Source organism: Ureibacillus sp. FSL K6-8385 (genome assembly GCF_038593155.1).
GTDB classification, from domain to species: Bacteria; Bacillota; Bacilli; order Bacillales_A; family Planococcaceae; genus Ureibacillus; species Ureibacillus terrenus.
The window spans coordinates 2,357,123-2,376,802 of record NZ_CP151968.1 but is presented as its reverse complement, the minus strand read 5'-3'; the positions used below and the strand labels follow the sequence as shown (position 1 = coordinate 2,376,802).

General features: G+C 36.0%; 20 protein-coding genes and 5 pseudogenes. 16 read left to right on the top strand and 9 right to left on the bottom strand.

Going from position 1 to position 19,680, the window contains the following annotated elements:
* The first annotated feature begins 58 nt into the window (after window positions 1-58).
* The 6 genes from NST62_RS11850 to NST62_RS11825 all read left to right on the top strand — a co-directional run bounded on the left by NST62_RS11850 (window position 59) and on the right by NST62_RS11825 (window position 3,682).
* Window positions 59-304, top strand: a complete 246-nt coding sequence (locus NST62_RS11850) for a single-stranded DNA-binding protein (RefSeq protein WP_114218907.1) — start codon at window positions 59-61, stop codon at window positions 302-304.
* 72 nt (window positions 305-376) lie between these two features.
* Window positions 377-1,216 (top strand): hypothetical protein, encoded by an 840-nt coding sequence (locus tag NST62_RS11845; RefSeq protein WP_114218908.1) that lies wholly within the window; start codon window positions 377-379, stop codon window positions 1,214-1,216.
* A 28-nt stretch (window positions 1,217-1,244) separates the two neighbouring features.
* Window positions 1,245-2,159 (top strand): hypothetical protein, encoded by a 915-nt coding sequence (locus tag NST62_RS11840; protein ID WP_074365814.1) that lies wholly within the window; start codon window positions 1,245-1,247, stop codon window positions 2,157-2,159.
* A gap of 29 nt (window positions 2,160-2,188) precedes the next feature.
* Window positions 2,189-2,767, top strand: coding sequence for a hypothetical protein (locus NST62_RS11835; protein ID WP_074365813.1), 579 nt, complete (start codon window positions 2,189-2,191; stop codon window positions 2,765-2,767).
* A gap of 100 nt (window positions 2,768-2,867) precedes the next feature.
* A complete protein-coding gene (locus NST62_RS11830; protein WP_074365812.1) occupies window positions 2,868-3,362 on the top strand; it encodes a nucleotidyltransferase family protein in 495 nt (164 codons plus the stop codon).
* 62 nt (window positions 3,363-3,424) lie between these two features.
* Window positions 3,425-3,682, top strand: coding sequence for a hypothetical protein (locus tag NST62_RS11825; protein ID WP_074365811.1), 258 nt, complete (start codon window positions 3,425-3,427; stop codon window positions 3,680-3,682).
* 750 nt (window positions 3,683-4,432) lie between these two features.
* On the opposite strand, the gene NST62_RS11820 is transcribed toward NST62_RS11825, so the two are convergent.
* Window positions 4,433-5,137, bottom strand: coding sequence for a hypothetical protein (locus tag NST62_RS11820; RefSeq protein ID WP_340715093.1), 705 nt, complete (start codon window positions 5,135-5,137; stop codon window positions 4,433-4,435).
* A 286-nt stretch (window positions 5,138-5,423) separates the two neighbouring features.
* Between NST62_RS11820 and NST62_RS11815 the strand changes: the two are divergent.
* The 3 genes and pseudogenes from NST62_RS11815 to NST62_RS11805 form a co-directional block, all read left to right on the top strand.
* Window positions 5,424-6,764, top strand: a pseudogene (locus NST62_RS11815) (alkaline phosphatase); the annotation flags it as partial.
* A gap of 48 nt (window positions 6,765-6,812) precedes the next feature.
* Window positions 6,813-7,334, top strand: coding sequence for an S-layer homology domain-containing protein (locus tag NST62_RS11810; RefSeq protein ID WP_244151156.1), 522 nt, complete (start codon window positions 6,813-6,815; stop codon window positions 7,332-7,334).
* 125 nt (window positions 7,335-7,459) lie between these two features.
* Window positions 7,460-7,814: pseudogene (locus tag NST62_RS11805) on the top strand (transposase); the annotation flags it as partial.
* Window positions 7,815-7,983: 169 nt separating this feature from the next.
* Here NST62_RS11805 and NST62_RS11800 read toward each other — a convergent pair.
* On the bottom strand, window positions 7,984-8,307 hold the full coding sequence (locus tag NST62_RS11800; protein WP_126434377.1) for a hypothetical protein: 324 nt from the start codon (window positions 8,305-8,307) through the stop codon (window positions 7,984-7,986).
* 246 nt (window positions 8,308-8,553) lie between these two features.
* On the opposite strand from NST62_RS11800, the pseudogene NST62_RS11795 reads away from it, so the two are divergent.
* Window positions 8,554-9,688, top strand: a pseudogene (locus NST62_RS11795) (IS3 family transposase).
* A 394-nt stretch (window positions 9,689-10,082) separates the two neighbouring features.
* Here NST62_RS11795 and NST62_RS11790 read toward each other — a convergent pair.
* Window positions 10,083-10,496 carry a hypothetical protein gene (locus tag NST62_RS11790; RefSeq protein WP_096549690.1) on the bottom strand — a complete coding sequence of 138 codons (414 nt, stop codon included), beginning with the start codon at window positions 10,494-10,496 and terminating at the stop codon, window positions 10,083-10,085.
* Between the two features lie 336 nt (window positions 10,497-10,832).
* Between NST62_RS11790 and istA the strand changes: the two genes are divergently transcribed.
* The 4 genes and pseudogenes from istA to NST62_RS11770 all read left to right on the top strand — a co-directional run bounded on the left by istA (window position 10,833) and on the right by NST62_RS11770 (window position 13,467).
* Window positions 10,833-12,257 carry an IS21 family transposase gene (istA, locus tag NST62_RS11785; RefSeq protein WP_342462924.1) on the top strand — a complete coding sequence of 475 codons (1,425 nt, stop codon included), beginning with the start codon at window positions 10,833-10,835 and terminating at the stop codon, window positions 12,255-12,257.
* A gap of 123 nt (window positions 12,258-12,380) precedes the next feature.
* A pseudogene (locus NST62_RS11780) lies at window positions 12,381-12,617 on the top strand (ATP-binding protein); the annotation flags it as partial.
* Entirely contained in the window at window positions 12,618-13,157 is a 540-nt protein-coding gene (locus NST62_RS11775) for a hypothetical protein (RefSeq protein WP_181733212.1), read from the top strand.
* Between the two features lie 13 nt (window positions 13,158-13,170).
* Window positions 13,171-13,467, top strand: a complete 297-nt coding sequence (locus tag NST62_RS11770) for a hypothetical protein (RefSeq protein ID WP_100664556.1) — start codon at window positions 13,171-13,173, stop codon at window positions 13,465-13,467.
* 472 nt (window positions 13,468-13,939) lie between these two features.
* Here the strand turns inward: NST62_RS11770 and NST62_RS11765 are convergent, their stop codons facing one another.
* The 5 genes and pseudogenes from NST62_RS11765 to NST62_RS11745 form a co-directional block, all read right to left on the bottom strand.
* On the bottom strand, window positions 13,940-15,106 hold the full coding sequence (locus NST62_RS11765) for an IS256 family transposase (RefSeq protein ID WP_342462923.1): 1,167 nt from the start codon (window positions 15,104-15,106) through the stop codon (window positions 13,940-13,942).
* Window positions 15,107-15,320: 214 nt separating this feature from the next.
* Entirely contained in the window at window positions 15,321-15,890 is a 570-nt protein-coding gene (locus NST62_RS11760) for a manganese catalase family protein (RefSeq protein ID WP_141601949.1), read from the bottom strand.
* A 29-nt stretch (window positions 15,891-15,919) separates the two neighbouring features.
* On the bottom strand, window positions 15,920-16,183 hold the full coding sequence (locus tag NST62_RS11755) for a spore coat protein CotJB (protein WP_141601936.1): 264 nt from the start codon (window positions 16,181-16,183) through the stop codon (window positions 15,920-15,922).
* Complete coding sequence (locus tag NST62_RS11750; RefSeq protein ID WP_141601935.1) at window positions 16,180-16,404, bottom strand: spore coat associated protein CotJA; 225 nt, start codon at window positions 16,402-16,404, stop codon at window positions 16,180-16,182. Before NST62_RS11750 ends, NST62_RS11755 begins: the two co-directional genes overlap by 4 nt.
* Before the next feature lie 252 nt (window positions 16,405-16,656).
* Window positions 16,657-17,013, bottom strand: a pseudogene (locus NST62_RS11745) (ATP-binding cassette domain-containing protein); the annotation flags it as partial.
* 219 nt (window positions 17,014-17,232) lie between these two features.
* Here NST62_RS11745 and NST62_RS11740 point away from each other — a divergent pair.
* Entirely contained in the window at window positions 17,233-18,225 is a 993-nt protein-coding gene (locus NST62_RS11740; protein WP_342462922.1) for a lipoate--protein ligase, read from the top strand.
* Window positions 18,226-18,404: 179 nt separating this feature from the next.
* Here NST62_RS11740 and NST62_RS11735 read toward each other — a convergent pair whose 3' ends face one another.
* Window positions 18,405-18,935 carry an ECF transporter S component gene (locus NST62_RS11735; RefSeq protein ID WP_342462921.1) on the bottom strand — a complete coding sequence of 177 codons (531 nt, stop codon included), beginning with the start codon at window positions 18,933-18,935 and terminating at the stop codon, window positions 18,405-18,407.
* Between the two features lie 210 nt (window positions 18,936-19,145).
* Between NST62_RS11735 and NST62_RS11730 the strand changes: the two genes are divergently transcribed.
* Window positions 19,146-19,643 (top strand): GNAT family N-acetyltransferase, encoded by a 498-nt coding sequence (locus NST62_RS11730; RefSeq protein WP_342462920.1) that lies wholly within the window; start codon window positions 19,146-19,148, stop codon window positions 19,641-19,643.
* Window positions 19,644-19,680 lie beyond the last annotated feature (37 nt).

The window sequence follows — 19,680 nt, the reverse complement described above, 5'->3', positions numbered from 1 at the left end:
AGGCATATAATCTTATTAACAATGTTGTTGATATTGTTATTGATAAGGAGATGACAACATGGGTGATGTTAATGAGTTACTAGAAGAAGCTATTAAGGAAACTGAAAACTTGAATGAAGGTGAAGTCTTTCTTGTTAAAGATCTGTTCAAGGGTTATGTATGGAATAGAATACCCAGAAAGGATCGACTTCTGCTTGGGACTTTATTTTTAAACTACGTAAATAAAATGGAAGGTAATATAAAGGCAATTGAAAAGACTTCATCTAATCAGCAGAGATATAAAAAGATTAACTCTGGATACTAGCCGAAATGATTTATTGGCTTTATATTAATCTTCCTAAGAATAGCAAAATCACATGCGAGAGGTGGTGAAAGAATGCTAAGCATTGAGGAATACATTGCACGAAGGAAAAAGGAAGATAAACTCAATGAATTTGACATTGATGCACGTGCACAAAATATTAAAATCTGTGTTGATTATGTATTTGAGTATTTTAACAACTATCTGAATATTACGGAAGCTGAGGAAAAAACAGTACTCCATAATGAAAAGTTGGAGAAATATCGTAAGCAGCTAAGAGAGTACGATCCTGAAGTTAGAGAATGGGCTGTTAGTATTTATAATGAGTACGGGAAGCAAATACACAGATACATTGGAAACATCATGAAGGAGAATGACCTTTTCTTTTTATATAATACTGATAGTGAATTTAGAAATGCTTCATATGATTGTTATTCACGACTAATTAAAAGGTTACCATTTCTTAAGGATCAGACAGAAATGCTTTTTCTTTTTATAAAAGAATATCATAGGGTAGAAAGTGAGCAAAAGTTTAATTTTGGGATACCGTCAATATCGGAAGAAATTACTGATTGGATTGAGAAAACCTGGGCAAAGCATCAAGTAAATCTTCTTGCCTTTGCTTATGATTGGATAAACAGTTTTTTTGATAATGAGGATATTTGGCCCTCAACACATAGAAGAAAGAGTCAATATAATTGGAGAAAGTACGATTATGATTATAGGCAAAAAAGTAACCTTTTTAATCTTGATTCTTTGTATAGAAAAATGCCGAAAAAGTCCTTTATAAAAGGTAGAAAGCAGGAATTTGAGATATTATTTATGTACTATTGGCTTCACGATATGGAAGGCGATGACGAGGGATATTGGCAGGAATATTTAGAGAAAGTGTTACCTACTTTGAAAAAGTTATAGTTATTAAATATTAGGTGAGGTGAAAAAAATGAATGATAAAGAAATAATTCTTTCAAAAATTGCAGAAATAGTTAGCAGACCAGGCTTTTTTATAAGAAAAAACTCGGAATTTAAGGCCAGATTAAAATGTGTGGGGCTTAATGACCTTTACGAAAAATATATAGACTATCTGGTGCCATATTTTTATAATCAAGGTTATGCGCACAAATTCGAGAATAATAACGAAGAATACGATGTGTTCTTAGGTTTAGATAGTATTTTCTCGGATTTATATAAGGAAAACAGGCATGAGGATATTATCAACCTGCTAAAAGAAATAACAAAATCTTTCAATGTAAGATACATTTGCGAAAATGGCGTTGAAGACTTTGAAGAACTAGCTAAACTTTACGAGATTTTAGGATTAAACATATCCATTGAATTTGAAAAAGTTAAAGTTTCTGCTTGCATGGAAAGTGACTTTGTAAGAGTAAGTGAGATGTTTTCTGTTGAATCATGGATAAAAAGTAACCATATAGAAGTATATGATGCTTACAAATCTGCAGTTGACGCTTATACACAAGGCCATTCAGGAGCTTGTATTGAATCATGTAGGACGTGTATTGTAAGTATATTTTCAAAATATAAGGGGACTGAAAAGTTTGCAAAATGGATGAGAGGTGTCTTTAATACTAGTGGAGACAGTGCAACTGCATCAGTCGCTGACTTAGATAGGGCCCTTAAATCAGATTTAAGAAAAGAAGATTTAGCAGAATTTTTTAATGAAAATAAAGATGGAAAGCTGACAAAGACAAAAACAATTTATATGATTTACTCTATGATGTCTGATTACGGAACCCACAGAAATGAGAATGCTATTGAATTGCCGACAGTTGAAGATGCGCTGTTTTGTTTGAGATTAACTGATAGCATTTTATTTTGGGTATATTCAAAAAACAAATAGCGATTTTTATTAGTTAAGGAGTGAATAAAATGTCCGACGTAAAAAATGCGTATGATCAGATTATTGATTTCTTGAACAATGAAACAGAGAAAACATTATTACTACGAGGTATCGCTGATAAGGAAAAGCATCAGGCCCTTCTTAAAGCTTTGAATGCTCAAGGGAACTTGAAAGGACTAATTAATTTAATTCATACAACAAAAGATGGAATGGAGAATTTCTTTCGATGGGCGGAACTTTATAAAGTTAACGTACCGAAGAAATATGGGCAAGGAATGAAATTATCCAATCTTACAATTTTCTTTGATAATCTGACCACTAAAAGTAGTAGTGATAAATATGATAATTATGCCTTCGATTTTATGATTGTATGGCCAATTCAAAGTGTAACAAAAAATGAAAAAGAGATTCAGATGCTGAAAGAAATGGCCGAACGTCAAAAGACAAAAAAGATCATTTATCTTACAATTAAGGAACCTTGGTACAACCCTGATTCTTTAGATTCTATTGTGGATCGAGTGATAAAACTGGACTGTGAGAATGATGACCCAAAAGAATATCAGCGTATTCTAGCCGCCTACGAAGAGGATATGAAAAGGCGCTATTAAGTTAGATTATATGAATTAACAGTATTACTTGGGAGGAATTTAGCATGGCTACTTTTTGGGATTTTATGAAATTAGATAGGAATTTGAACGGAGGGATTACATGGTAAGTAAAACTGACGCTATTGAGATAATAACGTACGCTGAAGAAAATGGAATTAACATATGGATTGATGGCGGTTGGGGAGTAGATGCACTATTAGAAGAAGAAACAAGAGTACACAACGATATTGATTTATTTGTGGAAGAAAGTAATGGTAAAAAGTTTATTGAAATATTAAAAGAAAATGGCTTTGCTGAAGTTATCGAAGCATATACTACCACATCTCATAAGGTTTATAAGGATAGTAAAGGTAGGATAATTGATCTTCATATATTTAAATTCAACGAACAAGGATACATTGTTTTTGAGGGAGAAGCATATCCTCCAGAAGTCTTTAGCGGCATTGGGAAAATAGGCGATAAAATGGTCAGATGTATTGATGCTGAATATCAAGTGTTATTTCATCTAGGCTATGAGCATGATGAAAATGATGTGCATGATGTAAAACTATTGTGTGAGAGATTTAATATTCCTATTCCGAGTGAATACAAGTAACCAACAAATTCCAATTTGTCTATCAATAGTGCAATAAATTAGAATTTAGAGGAGGAATAGATATGGCACGTTCTATTAGAGCTTCCCTTTCGGGATTTGGAAGTGAACTGTTGGAACGAATAAGAGAAGATGGCAATGCAAGGCTAGATGAAGCTGCCTTTGAAGAAAGAGTCATTGGGATTGAAAAGGCAGCTGCGGCTCTGAAGGAAGCTAAAGTTGAAGATGAGAAAGTCATTTACCTTTTGCAAAAATATTGGGATTTACGCCCTAGCGAGGCCAAGGGATTTTTGCTGCAAGAAAGATACACTGAAGAGAAGTAGAGGATTCCTGTGGGTAAACATCCCAAAGATAAATTCTATTTGTGCTGAAAAGCACATTCGGTTTAACTATGCAAATTTAGTGGATATGTTCCCGCCTACCGATAGTGCAAAAAGTGGCGATGACGTGTTTCCGCCTACCGACAATGTAAAAGACATCAATCCACCTCGCTCGTTGCATGTGGAGTGTGTAGCGAAACTAGCCTTGAAATTGTAGAAACTGAATAAACTTGTGCGAAAATGAAAATAAAGTTTTGCGAGAAAAAAGGGAAAGGGGAAGGGAAATCCTTATTTCTCAAGCCCTTTCCCCTTTTCCATGTCAAAAGTTTATTTTTCGGTCTTTATTCTGTTTGACAACACTTTTTCGAAACCATCATAAATGCAAAACGAGCGAAAACTAAAACTATAAGTTAAAGTTAATGAGTTCTGCTGCTCAACAAACATTAAAGCAATTTAATAAAGACGAATTTTTCGAATGAAGTTATTCGCAATTCAAATACAAAAAGGCAGAACATTTCATATTCCAATGTCACCGGCTTTTAAGAAAAAGCAAGTTGTAGATGATCTATGCAAAAGAGTATGAAAGTCGGACAATTGAGAGGGAAAGTCCTCTCTTGTCTAAAGCTGATTCATTCTGACGGCAAGATGACAGGTTTTCTTGGCTAAACTTCTATAAACAAGTACACCTATTTCATTCAGCTTTCAGGCTGATCAATGAACTTCACTCTTCTTTTCAAAGTTAAAGTCGCACTATTAGAATTTTATTTCTATTATTTTTTTGCCGGCAATTTCTTTATGTTCTTTATTTAGCACTTCACTTGTCATTAGTTTGATCCATTCTAAATGATTACTCTTAGCTTTGTCTTCTTGCCCATGAACATGGTTATTTAAAGGAAATCCCATGTTGCCTATCTTCTCTTCGCTGCCGCTATACATGCCGTTTAATTCTTCAAGATAAAAATCATTTTCCCAAGTCATCTTTTCCCCTGAGCTTGTTTCTAATAAAGCGATTGGTGCGAAGTATACTTCTTCATTTGTTGTATTTTTAATCTTCATCTGCACTCTTATAAAATCAAAGTCTTCTGCTTCATGTGTAAATCCATGGAAAAAATCAATTAAGTTATATGCTGGAAGATAATGAAGTACTTTGACATCTAATATGGTTAACTCTATAGGACCGATTTTATACGTTTTGTTCACCTCTTTTATGTCTTCTAATATCAATTTTCCTTTTTCATCCCAAAACGAATCACCGGCTTTTTGTAATGACGAATCGTCTGTAACTTGAGGATTACCGCTATATTCTGTCTTTGAATACTCGGTCTTATTTGCTTCGTTTTCTCTTATTTCGCTTTGATTAGCAGCTTTTGTCCGGGTTATTTCTTCTTTTTTATCTTGATTGGCTGAACATCCAAATAACAGCATAAAACTTAAAATCAATGGAACATATTTCACCATTCGTGTTCCTCCTAAAACGAAATTTTTAAGTAGCATAAATTTATGATAATAAAGAAATATGAATTTTCTTTTAATATAAATTAAATGAATGTAAATTGGTGTAAAAATAATGGCATATCTCTTTGAAGCATTACGTCTAGAATGAACAGTTTTTGTACAGTTGGTCAAGTTTAATTGTTATTGTATTTTCGGAAATTTTACAAATATTAATAGAAAATTCATAATCTATTAATACAATCGTTGTATGTTTATTATTGATATAAAACATTGTAAGGAGGTTTTGTATTTGGACAAGAAGAAGTTTTTTAGAGGATTAACGGCGTTCACGTTAGCTTCTAGTTTAGGAGTCAGCAGCTTAGTAACGAATCATGATGTTGTCAAAGCTGAGACAAAACCGAAGCAAGTTAAAAATATCATCTTTATGATAGGGGACGGAATGGGGGTTTCTTACCTAACAGCACATCGTTATATGAAAGATAACCCTGATACATTTGTTGTCGAAAATACAACATTTGATGACTACTTAATTGGTATGCAATCTACAAATCCAGAAGATGAACATCAAAATATCACGGACTCTGCTTCTGCAGCAACAGCGATGTCAGCCGGTATTAAAACGTATAATGCGGCTATCGCGGTTGATAATGATAAGACGGAAGTAAAAACGGTATTGGAAGCAGCAAAGGAAAAAGGAATGTCGACAGGTCTTGTAGCGACATCAGAAATTACGCACGCAACACCGGCTGCTTACGGTGCCCATGATGTGAACCGAAAGAACATGAATGCGATTGCGGATGACTACTATGACGAATTAATCAATGGCCAACATAAGATTGATGTCATGTTAGGCGGAGGACTTAAGAACTTCATTCGTGAAGATCGGAGTTTAGTCGAAGAATTTAAAAAAGATGGATACAGTTTTGTGACAAATGAAGATGAATTGTTAAAAGACAATAACGAACGTATTTTAGGATTGTTCGCTGAAGGCGGTCTTCCTAAACGCATTGACCGTACTGAAGAAACTCCGGATCTAGAAGAAATGACAAGAGAAGCGATTGAACGTTTAAGTAAAAACGAAAATGGTTTCTTCTTAATGGTTGAAGGAAGCCAAATTGACTGGGCTGGACATGATAATGACATTGTAGCGGCAATGTCTGAAATGGAAGATTTCGAACAAGCTTTTAAAGTAGCTCTTGATTTTGCGAAAAAAGACGGTGAAACCTTAGTCGTATTAACAGCAGACCATTCTACAGGGGGATTCTCATTAGGAGCTAATGGTATTTATAACTGGTTCCCAGAGCCAATCAAAGCAGCGAAAAGAACACCTGATTTTATGGCAGAAAAAATCGTCAATGGTGCAAATGTGAGAGAAACATTAAAGAAATATATTGCTCTTGATTTAACGGAAGAAGAAATTAAATCCGTAGAAGACGCTGCGCAAACGAAAGACCTTAGAACAATTGATGATGCGATTGAAGCAATTTTTAATACCCGTTCTGTTACTGGTTGGACAACAGGCGGTCATACTGGAGAAGATGTAGCGGTTTATGGATACGGACCGCAAATTGAACGTTTTGCTGGTAAAATTGACAACACTGATCATGCGAAAATTATTTTTGACATTTTAGAAAATAAAAAAGTGAATAAACCAAAAACAGGACAAACTCCTGCCGATATGAAAGAGGGTCAATTTGCTTATAATGAAATTCAACATTTAATCAGTCAAAATGTCATTTCTCTAGATGATAAAGGAAACTACTATCCAAACAAAGCGATTACACGCGCTGAGGCAGCTGTTATGTTGCAGCGTGCATTAAATCTTGAGATTCCAACTGATTTAAACGCTTTTAAAGATGTGAATGAAAATCATCCATATGCTAAAGAAATTGCTGCAACAAAAGCAAAAGGCATTTTTAAGGGAAAAGCAGATGGAACATTTGGTGTTAATGATGTATTAACCCGTGAACAAATGGCGACTATTTTAGTTCGTGCGTTTTCTTTAAAAGCTCAAAACCATGTTCAAGTAAAATTATCTGATTTAAAATCCGCTTCGCCTGCTCATCAAGAAAATATAAAAATCCTTTATCAAAATGGGGTAACAACTGGTAGAAAAGGTGGAATGTTTGATCCACGTTCTAAAACGACACGAGCTGAATTTGCAGTGTTCTTATATCGTGCGTTAAATTTAAATAATTAAGGTACATGATAGATTATAGAAGAAAGCCTGAAAACCTTAGTTCCACTACACATATAGGGAACTAAGGTTTTTATTTGGTTATATGTAAATTATTAGGTGTTGGATATGAAGTGTACTTCTTTTATGTTAGGCCCATCCTCCGGTGTTTTCGCTATTTTCAGCGAGCTTGCGGGCTTCGGGAAGTCCCTCCTCGTTTTTCCGCGCGGCGAAGTGGTTGAGAACAGGGATTTCCTGTTTTTCGCGCACAGCTGCTCAAAGATTTAGAAGTACGGTATCCCCAAATTGTGTGGATCCGACAGCACGGAACTTCGAAGTAGTTTTTACGATTCGCAAGCAAAATGAGGAGCGGCCACCCGATACCACTGGTTTAAAGGATATAAGCTCCATCTCTCCACCACTGCCGAGGGAATCATTTTATCTCCTGTGTTGACCACAGCGAATCGGAATGATGCGGCAGTAGCACCAGAATTGCTTGTTTCAGGATATAGTTCTAAAGAAATAACATCTTGAACACGGGTATTAAGAAAACAGCAAACACTATCCACTTCTGAATAATTGTTCTTACTGTATAGTCAACACACGTTGAGTGCGTTTCGCAGATAGTTTTAAAATGAAAAAAATGAGGCAAGATAAGGTTTCTCTCTTGCCTCTATTCAATTTTTGGTGTGGTAAACCGGTAATGAATTATTGGTGTACCGTCCTCTTTTACCTCGATTCGATTAATCAGTCGATGGAGAATATCCTCGGTTAATTCATCGAAATTTAGGAATTGAAGTAATTCCTTTTTGAGCTTTTCAATTGTTTCGATTACATCCTCGCTTTCCATCAATGAAAGAAGTTCATTTTTCTGTTCCATTAATTCAGTTAAATCCTTGTTCGTTGCTTCAATACTCTCTTGATATTCTTCATTGGTAATGATTCCGTCAGCTAACAGGTTGATGAATTTCCTTTTTCGATTTTTTAAAACATCCATCTGTTTGTTAATCTTATTGATTTTCTTTTGAGAATCCGATTTTGTACTTTTCGATTTTCTCTCCATCTTCTTTATATATTGCTCTTTGTCAATTTGATGAATTAAGGATTTTATGTCATTTAGAATTGTTTCTTTTAAAAAATCCTCTTTTATTGTGTGGGCGGTACAAGTAGATGTAGTATAGATTTATGGACACAACTTGGTTAAGTCATTAATATTAAACTAACGAAAGGTTGTGTCCGAATCATGAGTCAAAAACGGTATAATCAAGAATTTAAACAAACAGTAGTTGAGCTTTATCGCTCAGGCACTCCAGTCAGTCAACTCTCTAGCGAATATGGTGTTTCAGAAGTAACGATTTATAAATGGATTAAGCAACTCTCTCCAATTGAATGTGAACAGGAATTAACTTTGGCTGATATAGAAGCCATTCAAAAGGAAAATCTTCGATTAAAACAGGAGATCGAAATCTTAAAAAAGGCTATGACCATATTCGCGAGAAAATAGATGAGCAAGAACTGATTGACTTGATTACAAAAGAAAGCGAACATCATCCAATCCAAATGATGTGTCGTGTTTTAAAGATGCCTAAAAGTACGTATTATCAATCGTTTCACAAGAAGCCGAATAGCTATCATGTCGCCAACGAACAACTGCTTGAACGAATTCGAGCAATCCATAAAGAAAGTAAGGGTCGTTATGGGGCCCCTAAAATCTTTGAAATACTAAAAAAAGAAGGCTATACAGGCAGTATCAATCGAGTTCAACGTTTGATGAAACAAGCAGGCATCCAATCATGTATTGTAAAAAAATTCCGCCCAACACCAACACAAAAGCCCGTAGAAGAACGAGAAAATGTATTAAATCAAGATTTCACTACAACAACAATCAACGAAAAATGGGTAGCTGATATTACATATGTCCATATGCTTCGTGATGGTTGGTGTTATCTAGCGTCCGTTCTTGATTTACATACAAAAAAAGTGGTCGGATATAAATTCTCTCGTACCATGACATCAGAAATTGTGCTGGAAGCACTTCAGAATGCGATTCAAGATCAAAAGCCCGATCCTGGTCTTATCGTGCATACAGATTTAGGAACACAATATACAAGTGAAGCCTTTCAAAAACTACTAAAAAACATGAAATGGTTCCGTCATTTAGTCGAAAAGGATGTCCATATGACAACGCTTGTATTGAATCTTTTCATGCCATATTGAAAAAAGAAGAAGTGTATCTAACCAAATACGAAAGCTTTGAGACAGCGAGAATTGCGTTATTTCAATTCATCGAAGGTTGGTATAATCGAAAACGAATTCATGGAAGCATTGGTTATTTGACACCGGATGAATACGAAAAAATGTGCCGAATAGCAGCGTAAAACATGGGGTACAGAACACTTCCCCCCTTCACATTTTTTTGGCACAACAGCCATGGGTTTATTTCTCCACGTCCCAAGTAGATTGTCAAAGGCTCTTTTCACTTTGACAATCTACTTGGGATGTGGAACAATCCATGAATGGTTGTTGTGCAAAAAAACTTAATCTTTTTGTGTCCAAAAACTTGACGTAGATCCAATTTTCGGATGTGCAAATGGCATTATTCTATTATTAGATTATAGTAGCAACGTTTATTAAGAATAGTAATTAATATTTTTATTTGACGTAATAAAAAATAGGCATCTACATTGTAATCGGGTAGATGCTTTTCTTATGTTTCACTTCCTCCAAGATCTTTCTTTTTGAAAGGTGTGTCTGAAAAGTTCCATCACTTGATTATTTTATTTTATCAGCAATATGAATTGTATATCCTTCACTATTTATTTGATAACTAACACTTGTTGCAAAATGTCTATTTTTCGGATAAATCAGCTTCAAATGGATTTTTCCATTTATTTTACTATTTGGTTTCACTGTCACATATCTAATTACATCATTTTGGATTCCGCTCGGTACGTTAATTCCAGAACTAATATATAATTTTGTGATAGGCTTAGCCACCCTAATTTCATCATCGGTTTGATTATAAATTCTTGTTTGAAATGTGGTGATAAATAGTAAATAATTATTAATTTTTACTTCAACTAAAACCCCATTCTCTTCACCTAAATATACATATTCCTTATGAAGAAGCTTACTAGAAAATAAAATAAAAAATATAATGATAATTAAATAAAATTTTTTTTTCATTTAATCACCCTATTTTCAAATTTTTTGTTGATTTCTATATACCAATATTATACCATTTAGGTAAAAAAAGGGAGGTATTTGAGATGAGATTAATTAATCATTTACTAGTATTTTTTGTTACTTTTTTTCTTTTTTTCACTAGTACATCTTTTGTAATGGCTTCCGAGATTAATAGAAATCCGATGTGTATGGCAAAATAAAAGTGCAGAGCTTTGCAAAGGAAAAATGCAGAGTCCTGCACTAAATTTTTGTGCATAAACAAAAAAAGACTTGCCAGTCACCCCAAGTCCCACTACAGTAATTGTGTCAAGCAATTGGTAGTGGAGGTAAGAAAGGATGCTAGCAATGTCTGATATTAATTGTATCAAACATTTAAGAAATAACAAAGGTTTATCTATTTCAGAAATACAAAGAACAATGGGAATTAATTGGCGAACAGCTAAGAAGTATGCGGATGAAGATCAACTCCCTAAACAGAAATCATTTAAAAAGAAAGGGATGATGTATGAGGAAAAGTGGGGAGTAATTGTTTCAGATTGGCTTTTTGAGGATTTAAAGTTAAGGAAAAAATTAAGAAGAACAAAGAAACAAATATTTGAAGAACTAAAGGAAATGGGTTTCCAAGGTTCTTATCGTACTGTTTGTTACTTTATCTCTGAATGGATGAATACTCACCAAGAAGAAAAGGATAAAGGGTATGAAAGATTAGAACATCCTCCGGGTGAAGTTCAATTAGACTTTGGAGTAATGGAAGCTGTACAAGATGGAGAAATTGTGGATATTCATGCTTTAGTTATGACGTTTCCTCATAGTAATGCTGGATTTGCAGTACCGTTACCAGCTGAAAATCAAGAATGCTTCTTACATGGTCTCAATATTCTTTTTAAACAGGTTGGGGGAGTACCTAAAAGGATAAGAATCGATAATTTGACCCCCGCTGTGAAGAAAAAAAGGACAAAAAATGAAGAAGCACAATTAACTGATGAATTTGTTCAATTTCAGCATTATTATGGCTTTGATGTGCAGGTATGCAATCCAAGAAGTGGCCATGAAAAAGGAAATGTTGAGAATAAAGTTGGATATATACGCTATAACTTTTTTACTTCAGCTCCAATAATGGACAGCTATGAGGGTTTAACTGATCAATTATTTCATAAATTAGAGGCGGACAGAAATAGAATTCATTATGCCAAAAACGTACGTATTGAGGACTTATGGCAGGAAGAACGGGATTATCTTCTAGCATTACCGGAAAAGCCCTATCCTGTATTTAAAGAGCATCTTGTTAAAGTAAACAAATATAATGAAGTGAAAGTGGATCAGACGTTGGTTCATGTCCCTAAGGGTGGCAACTATAGTCAATTACAAATGATATTAACATGGGATCAATTAAAGATTGTTTCACCTAATGGGGAGATATTATTGGATGACTATCGGCCATATATGAAAAAGCGAAAAGCATTACCATGGCTTTCAATAATTAAAACATGGATTCATAAACCAAGGGTTGTAGAATATTCGCGCTATAATAAGTATTTACCGGGAAGAATTAAAGAATTTTTGTTGGTAGATAATTTAATTATTCGACGAAAACGATTAGAAGCTCTAGCTAGTTTATTAGTTTCTCATGACATGAAGAAGATTAATGAAGAGTTCTATGAATTAATTGCACAGGATAAGCTACCTAGTGATAATAATCCTTATGAAGTGGACTGGAGTAAATACGATTCATTAGCTCCTAGAGAGGAGGCTGTCAATTGAAACAGGACATTAAAGAATTGTGTAAGTCATTGAGGTTAGCTTATGTTGCGGATGTATACGAGCAAATACCGTTTGAAACTCCGAAACAATTCTTGTATGGGCTACTTAAGGAGGAAATAAGATGGATACTTACCATTTAGTAAAGAAGGAGCTGAATTATTATTCCAAATTATATCGGAGTTTTATGAACAGAAAAGCGTAATTATTACATCTAACTTAGAATTTAGTCAATGGAACCGGATCTTTACAGATTCTCGTTTAACAGCAGCGTTAGTGGACAGGCTAATTCATCACGCCCATATCATCTCTTTTCATGGCGAGAGCTATAGACTGTCCCACGCATTGTCGAAAAGGAATTAAATGGGTGGCAAACCTCTGCATTTTTCATTGCATTTCTCTGCACTTTTCTATTGCAAAATACAACTCGCTCCACTGAAATCCGAAGCTGTAACTTCCAATGATATTCCGGATCATTCAGAAATTAATTCAGAAATAACTAATATTGTGATTGCATATACTAAATTCGATGAGAAGAAAAATAAGATTGTTATTACAAATAAGAAAGAGTTAAAGGAACAGCTAAATTTAATAAATAATGCGCCATCATACAAAGAGGTAGTTAGTGTCATTAAAAAATTTAACAAAGTTATAAATAGTGCTGAAGGTGAAAACTTAAAAGAAAGTATTTTAGAAGAAGTAAATACACAAAATAATAATATAGTATCGATACAAAAAATCAGCGGTTGTGGAGCAGCATCCATTGCAGGTTTCGCGCATACTACTGCGTTTACTGGTCTTATGACTCTTGCTGGAATAAGTGGTCCAGCTGGTTGGGCAATAGGAACTGGTGTTGCCGCGGTATGGTTAGGGGCTAGTGCTGCTGCTGGTTGCTTACGATAGTAAGGGGGATAATATGAGCAAAAGTGACTTTAAAGCATTTCTGGGTGGAAAGGTAGATATTTTTTCTCGAGGCACTTTTCAGCAACTCACTTTTCTAATTATCTTTTCTCCCCTTTTCACAAGCATGTTTAAGGAAAAAGTTTTGCTTTATGCCATCTTTGTTTTATTAATTACAATCAGTAATTTGGGTGTTGAGTATTTTGCTATAACAAAAAAAGGTCCTAGTCCTAAAAATTATATAGGATTGTTTTTGTTAATTAGTCTCCCTATCAATATTATAATTTTGTTGATTTTTTATATCATGCCTTAATAAGTATTTTCAAAGTAATGACCCTATAATTTATCATTTTATAAAAAAACGCCTAGCAGAATGAAGTAATCCAAAAGAAAACACCTCCTGAATCGAATGTATAACTCCATTCGATTTGTGGAGGTGTTTGTCGTATGGGGACAAGAGTTCATATGATTTAACCGTCCTTCTTTTTTATTTAGGCTATGTTAATGACTATTGTTGATAATAATTTTTAGAGTATTCCATCTTCAACAAACCTGCCCCGTTAGTTAACCAAGAAATCGTTCCACAACTTTTAAAAAATGAGCACTTCAAATTTTAAATTTCGTCAGGTACCGTCAAGAATTTTGTGTAATGTAAATGGGGTAGGGTTTCTCTGAAATGGATTTGAATTGATAGGGGACTGATTTTCTCCACACAGGAGACTGAATATTCAGTCTCCTGTGTGGAAAGGGAGAATCCCCCTATTTTGTTTATTTACAGTATTTGGTTAATGATAACGTTCTTCAAACATTCGCTCGAGGGCTTCCTGCGCTTCGGCAAATCCTCTTAACTTTCGCCCTGCCCATTTCTCATTAAAATCTTGGATGGTCAAATACACGACTTTTTCCGCGGCTTCTAAACTGCTCAAACTGTTCATCGGCTTTAGACGTTTCCGAATCTCTTTGATCGTTCGTTCGATGACATTCGTCGTGTAAATCACACTTCGAATACTGCTTGGATCATCCATAAATGTAAGGAGGACATCCAACTCATTGGCCCAAGATTGAACTTCTCTTGGATATTTGCTGGACCATTTCGACTCAAACTGTTGAAACATTTGTAACGCCATCTCCTTATTCGGCGCGCGATCAATCAGCTTGAGATCCTCGGCCACTTCGAATTGGTCTTTTTTCCGAACACGGCTGAGGGTGTTGCGGACTTTGTGCACGACACAGCGCTGCACATCGGCTTTCGGATACACCGACTTAAAGGCTTCCTCCAGCCCCGGTAGTCCATCAAATACGCCCAGAAGCACTTCCTTTACGCCTCTGTTGTATAGTTGTTGAAGAATCTCCTGCCATACATAGGTGCTTTCTTGTCCTCCCACAAAGAAATCAAGAATTTCGCGATATCCTTCTTCGTTCACCCCTAACACCACATAAACGGCTTCTTTCTCCACGGTTTCGTGACGAAGTTTTACGTATAAACCATCCAAATATAAGACGGAATAACGCTTGTGCAGTGGACGAGTGTGCCATTTCTCGATGTCTTCTTTCACGACATCGGTAATACGGCTGATCGTCGCTGGAGAATAGGCATTGCCTAAAATTCGTTCAATAAACTTGCCAATTTCACGCGTACTCATGTCACTTTGATACATCCTGATGATGGCTTCCTCCAGCCAGCCGGTGTGGCGTTGGTAAGGAGCGAACAATTGGGTTTGAAATTCTCCGTTTCGGTCTCTAGGGACCAAAAGACCTTCAATCCGACCATATTGCGTATCTAGATTTCGTTGATAGTAGCCGTTTCTCATATTTGATGTTCCGGCCTGTTCTATTTCGAGGAAATTCTTGATTTCTTCCCGCATGATCAGTTCTAATTTTTCCTTTACAAACTGACGAATGACACTTTCCAGTTGATTTGCCCAGTCGACATTCGGTATACTTTTAGACATAGGTAGGGTTCTCCTTTCTCTGGAATGTTTGGGTTCAATCAGAGAATACCCTACCTTTTTTCTTTTGGTCTAGCAAAATGCTTTACACAAAATTTTATACATCATCATTGGATAAAAGCAGATTTATTATATATCCAGAAAAAATATACAAATTGATTAAAATAAAACAATCAAGTTGAAAATCCAACTTGATTGTTTTAGATAGCATTTACTTTTAAAAGAATTTTTTTGTATTCCGTTCTTCTTTGAGGATTTCGACGGCCTCTCTGAATCGGAGGGAGTGGACAATTTCTCTTTCCCTTAAAAATTTCAAACTGTCATTTAAATCCGGATCGTCAGACAAATCAATGATCCACTGGTAGGTTGCGCGGGCTTTTTCTTCTGCGGCAATGTCCTCGTACAAATCGGCGATCGGGTCGCCTTTTGCCTGAATATATGAAGCGGTAAATGGTACGCCGGACGCGTTTTGGTAGAACAGGGCTTTATCATGATTCACGTAATGATCCGCCAGCCCCGCCGCCTTTAATTGTTCCGGTGTCGCATCTTTTGTCAGTTTGTAAATCATCGTGGCAATCATTTCAAGATGGGAAAGTTCCTCGGTCGCGATATCCGTTAATAGGCCGACCACTTTATCCGGAAGGGTATAGCGTTGGTTCATATAGCGCAATGCGGCTGCCAACTCCCCATCAGCGCCTCCATATTGTTCAATTAAATACTTTGCCAGCATTGGATTGCAGGTACTTACCTTCACCGGATATTGAAGCTTTTTTTCATAATACCACACCATTTGTTCCTCCTAACGAATATAGGTGATTAAACCTGCCAAGGCCAAGGGGTATCCACCCAATTAAACGGGTAATTCGAAAAACTTTTGCCAAAATTCATCAGCGGCCCGAACTTCTTTTCAAATTGTATTTTCAATTTCATACTTTTCTCAGTGAAGTCATTGAATTGCTTGATGGCTTCAAAATCGTTAGGGTGAGTATCCAAATATAGGTTCAACTCCACAATGACAAAATCGATCGCCTGAATTTCCTCCAGCATCCGATAATACTCCGGGGGCATTGTTTTACTCACGATTTTTCATTCCTTTTTTGTGGATTTGGATAAGGACTGTAAAGCTGAGGCCATAATGTACCGTGCATCAATGCTTCTTTCGCGGTTGGAAATTGAGGTAATCCAATTGGTTGGAATGCTATATAAAGTTGAGGGGGAGTAGAATAGCTTTTGATTTTGATAGGGGGACAAGGATCGTGTGGACTGACATAAGGGTACCAATATTTATATTGGGTAAACAAAAAATCCTCCTCTCCGTATTCTGCTTATTAATGTATGGCGATGATGTTTTAAATATGATGATGCCTTAGTGAAAAAAGGATGTACACTATCAGGGATTTTCACGTAAGTCTACATATGAATGGAGCCATCTTGATCATCCGTTTTGTTCTCTCCTTAGATTGAAAGTGTGGACAACTTTTCAATTCAAACTGAGAGAAGAAACGGAGATAAGATGGCCCATCAATTCAGCTGTACAAGATTTTATTAGAGGATCAATTTATATAACTGAATGCCTTATCGTCTTTTTCCAATTTAAAATGATTGATCCGATAGACTTCATCACATAGCAACGTGATGTCTTCGTGGTGATGGCTTGTCAATAGGATGGTTCTTCCTTCCTCTTTAAACGATTTTAATAATGCCCGCACTTGCTGTACACTATTATAATCCAATGCATTGAACGGTTCATCCAAAATGAGGATTTGCTGGTTTTCCATGATGGCCTGGGCAAGGGCCAATTTTTGTTTCATTCCCAGTGAATAATTTCTCACTTTTTGTTTTATATCCGGACGCAATCCGACAAGTTTCATACTCTGCACAATATCTTCATCCGTTATTGGAGAAATAATAGATAGAAGAAATGCATAGATTTTGGCCTTTCTTCATTTCTTTTCCAACATTCATCCAACCAGATGAAATGCCCAACCTTATTTCAGAAAGTGTTGAACCGGAATCTATCTAGCAAAATTTGCAATGGTTGAGGAAAAATTCAATCATACTAAAAAAATCAGTATGAGCCATTTTTCGTGTAAAATAGATATGGACAATTTGCATAGGAGGCTACATAGATGTATTTTGTTGATAATAAAGGCATTACAGACCCAAGGGTGAACTTGGCGATTGAAGAATATCTTATAAGAAACATGGATATTGAGCAGGATGATTTTTTGCTGTTCTATATTAATCAACCGTCGATCATTATCGGCAAAAATCAAAACACATTTGAAGAAATCAACACAGACTACGTTGAAGAAAATGGCATTATTGTCGTTCGTCGGCTTTCCGGCGGTGGAGCGGTGTACCACGATTTAAATAATTTAAACTTCAGCTTTATCACAAAAGACGACGGAAACAGCTTCAGCAACTATAAAAGATTCACGCAGCCTGTGGTGGACGCGTTGGCAAAATTGGGGGTAAAGGCGGAACTTTCCGGCCGTAATGACATTTTAGTGGAAGGACGGAAAGTGTCAGGGAACGCGCAATATGTAACGCGCGGCCGTTTGGTCAGCCACGGTACATTAATGTTCAATTTGGATCTGGATGCGGTGACGAATTCGTTGAAAGTGAAGCAGGACAAAATTGAGTCCAAAGGCATCAAATCCGTACGTTCCCGTGTTGCCAACATCATCGATTTCCTGCCTAAAAAAATTACCGTTGAACAGTTCCGGATGGAAATTTTGAAATCCATTTTCGGCGGCGAGGAGAATATCCGATATTATGAGTTGACAGAACAGGATTGGGAAAAAATTTATGCTTTGTCGGAAGAACGCTACCAAAAATGGGAGTGGAACTATGGAAAATCCCCGCGCTTTAATATGCAAAAGCAGAAACGCTTTCCATCAGGGGAAGTTGATATCCGTTTGGAAGTGAACAAAGGCATCATTGAAGAAATCAAGATTTTTGGTGATTTCTTTGGCATGGGGGATGTAGAAGAAGTCGAGCAACGTTTAGTTGGGGTCCGCTACGCTTATCAAGACATTGAAGAAGCATTGGCGGATGTCGAAATCCCTACATACTTCGGAGGCGTGACGAAGGAAGATTTCTTGCACTTGATTTATTAAGATGAAAAACACAGAAACAAAGGGATTTTGCCTAATCATCAGAATTTGGATCGATAGGCAAAATCCCTTTTTATATTTCCCAACAGAAGATATTCGGAATCGCTGTACTATGAAACTCATTTTGTGGAAAACGGGTTATTAAAAATGGGAAATATTGAATGAACATTTTCCATACACAATTAATTATTACTGAGAATCATTTTGTCATACAGTTTATGAATTCCGCATTTCCAGCATAAAATCATCCCTAATATGGCGCCGATTGCTCCTTGTGCGATTTCATATGGAAGTTTCAAAATGGCGTATTCCAAAGTGGCATATACATAAATTTTTCCAAGGGTATAACCTGTTACCATGATGATGACACCAATCGTTACACCAATCCCGGAAGAAAGGATTGGTTTGCTTTTCAGCACCTTGTGGGAAAAAAGCGAGATGACAAAAGCTTGCAGTCCATGAGTGACAAGTGAAACGAACATTGGAGGCGGATAAAAAAGAAAATCCCCGAGAAATGATCCGAAACCTGCCACGATAAGGGCTTCAATAGGGTTAAGCAGGATGGCTGCAAGAACAATGGCAATATCAACGAAATACAGATGTCCTCCAGGAACAGGGAGTCCAAAAGAGCTAAGGGCTACAATCATAGCCATAAACATGGCGCAAGTTGTCAAACGTATGGTTGTTATTTTTCCGGATTGAATATGCTGCATTGAGGGCCCTCCTTCTATTTCTGATATTCTACAAATTAACATCATAGTGGCAATATTAAAATAATCAGAAATATAAAATTTTATATGGTCAGATGATATGCTATTTTTTAAAAGATAAGATGGAAAAATATGCAGAAATATCCTTGAAAAACACTTGGAATAATATGGTAAACTATTAACAATAATTGATTGAAAGGGGGAATAGAAAAGATGATTACTTTAAGAAATGTACATTCCGAAGATCTGCAAGATTTGTTGCGCATTGAAAATGAAGCTTTTTTGAAGAAAGAGGCCGCAACGAAAGAAGCTTTTGAAGAAAGGATTCAAATGATTCCCGATACGTTTATTGTTGCGGAAAAGAATGGGGAAATTGTCGGGTATATTAATGGGCCGGTGATTCAACAACCGTACATTACAGACGATCTGTTTAAGCGGATCAATAGAAATCCGGAAAAAGGTGGCTATCAAAGCATTTTGGGGGTAGCCGTGGATAAGCGCGCCAGAAAACAGGGAATCGCCAAAATCCTGATTAGGAAAATGGAAGAACTGGTGAAAGAAAATGAAAGGGAAGGAATTACTTTGACATGTAAACTGGAATTGGTTCCTTTTTATGAGAAACTGGGATTTGCAAATCATGGCATATCCAAATCACAACATGGCGGAGTTGTATGGTATAATATGGTAAAAATGAAGGAAGATATAAAATAGTATTGCCCATCCGTTTTAGGGATTCAGTGATTATCGG